Origin of the sequence: Methanobrevibacter sp. (assembly GCF_045541095.1) — an archaeon.
GTDB lineage: Archaea > Methanobacteriota > Methanobacteria > Methanobacteriales > Methanobacteriaceae > Methanocatella.
The window spans coordinates 1-2,021 of the sequence record NZ_JAZQIJ010000029.1 but is presented as its reverse complement, the minus strand read 5'-3'; the positions used below and the strand labels follow the sequence as shown (position 1 = coordinate 2,021).

At 36.6% G+C, this 2,021-nt stretch carries 2 protein-coding genes; both read right to left on the bottom strand.

The window, feature by feature from the left end; translation table 11 throughout:
- Positions 1-979, bottom strand: a 979-nt coding sequence (locus tag ACKI2P_RS01135; RefSeq protein ID WP_407374413.1) for a TIGR01177 family methyltransferase, incomplete at its 3' end; no start/stop codon positions are given.
- A 29-nt stretch (positions 980-1,008) separates the two neighbouring features.
- On the bottom strand, positions 1,009-2,021 hold a 1,013-nt coding region (locus tag ACKI2P_RS01130; protein WP_407374412.1), incomplete at its 5' end, for a PH domain-containing protein.

Genomic DNA, 2,021 nt, shown 5'->3' with positions numbered 1-2,021 from the left:
TTCCATATTGCTCAACAATTTCAAAGCCTACTTCATCAGCTATTGGCTTTAAATCAACATAATGAGGACTCGCCATGCAAAGGTATGCATCATCCCTCATATTGTCATACATGGAAATGAAAAACTCCTTAAATATGTCGTTTCCTTCAATATCCCCAGTTGAAGTTGATATTCCATATGGAGGATCTGTAACTACACTTGCCACCTTTTCATACATCTTGAGTTCACGAACATCAATGTTGAATGTCCTATAATCTGTTATTCCGAAGTAGTCCAGGTTGATGGCAGTACCATTTTTCATTTTCCAGTAAATATCGGAACCCAGTACCTTACATCCTATCAATCCTGCTTCAATCAATATTCCACCGGTACCGCAGAACGGGTCAAGCAATAACTGGCCTGCAGTCACCCTTGATAGGTTTACCATGCATCTGGCCAACTTCGGACTCATTGATCCTGGATAAAAAAATGGCCTTTTATGAGGTTTGCTTTCCACAAAATGTTTTTTGTTTAACTTGAATTTTTCCAAAGCAATATAAAGAGTATTTTCAAATGCCACGACACGTATCAGGGAGTTAGGTTCCTTCAGTTTTACCTTGATGCCGTCGCAGTTATCCAATATCAGTGATCCAATCTTTCTTTCTAAAGCAACAGTGTCAACTTCTGAATTGAATCTTTTAACCCTTACTGCAAAATTTTCATCGATATATTTCGGCCAGTCAATCAGTGAAATATCATAGGCTATGCCGTCCACTGATGATTTTTCTATAAGTTCATGAACCTCATGGGTATATCCAAGTCTCCTTGTCAATGTCTTATAATAATCGTCAATGTCATCTTCAGAAATATCACTTAGAATAACCAGCCCCTCACAGATTACGTCAATATCAGCCTGAATATTTTCACATTCCATTACGGCTTTGAGTTCAGCTAAAGGCAATTCTGGATGTTCCTGAGATTGTATGCATAATAGTTCCATTATAATTCACCTAAATATTAAAAAAAAAATTATTTTTTAAACTTATCAAAATGCCTTCTGATAACAGTTTCACTGGAATCTTCCTTTTCATCTACGTGACTTGGTTCATCTTGATAATTGTTTTCATGACCTTCATTATATTGAATTCTAGGTTCGTCATTTTGATAATAATCTTCATGACCATTGGAATAATTGTCCCTTGCATCATTATAATGAGAATCATTTGAAAAACTGTTTGAGGCACCTTCATATTTTATGCTTTGGGAAGAATTGTTTACCGCCCTATCCATAGTGTATTCCAATTCATCCTCATAAGGTTCATATTCATACCTGTTCACATTATCATTGCGATAGTTAAAGTCTTCAGGATAGTATTCATATTCCCTCCTCGGACGTGAACTTCTCTCATGACTGATTGGTGTGATAGGTTCAAATTCATCATAATAATCATCATTGTAACTGCTTTCGGAATAGCTGTGAGTGTCCTGGAAGCTTCTTCCCATATCCCTTTCAGCATATGCGTGAGAATTGTCCTGGAAGCCTCTTCCCATATCCCTTTCGATATAGTTGTGAGGAGTATCCTGGAAGCTTCTGTGATTCATCATGTTTGAAAATATGATATCTTCAATCTTTGACGGATCGGAAACGTTTTCAATGCTCATCAGGTTGTTGTCATAAGCGCTGAAAACTGAAACGGTGCCCACATTAAACATTCTGGCGAATATGCTTTGGGAAGTGTTGATATCCTGAATTGTAGTGTAGGGCATGTAATTCTTCTTGGTTGACAGCAGTCCTGATTTAATGATGATTCTGGAATCTGTCAATGTATACTCCAAGGAGTACCATTTAAGAAGTTGCCAAATAATATAGAGTATAATAATAAGAATGACTACAAAAAATGCTATTGCCGCATATCTGGTTAAAGGAAGTTTAATCTGAGAAATCAGATAAACCTGCATCCTGCCTATGAACTGAATTACCATAGGTGATACCATAAAAACAACAGCCAATAAAACAACACCAAAAATAGCTTTTTTACAAC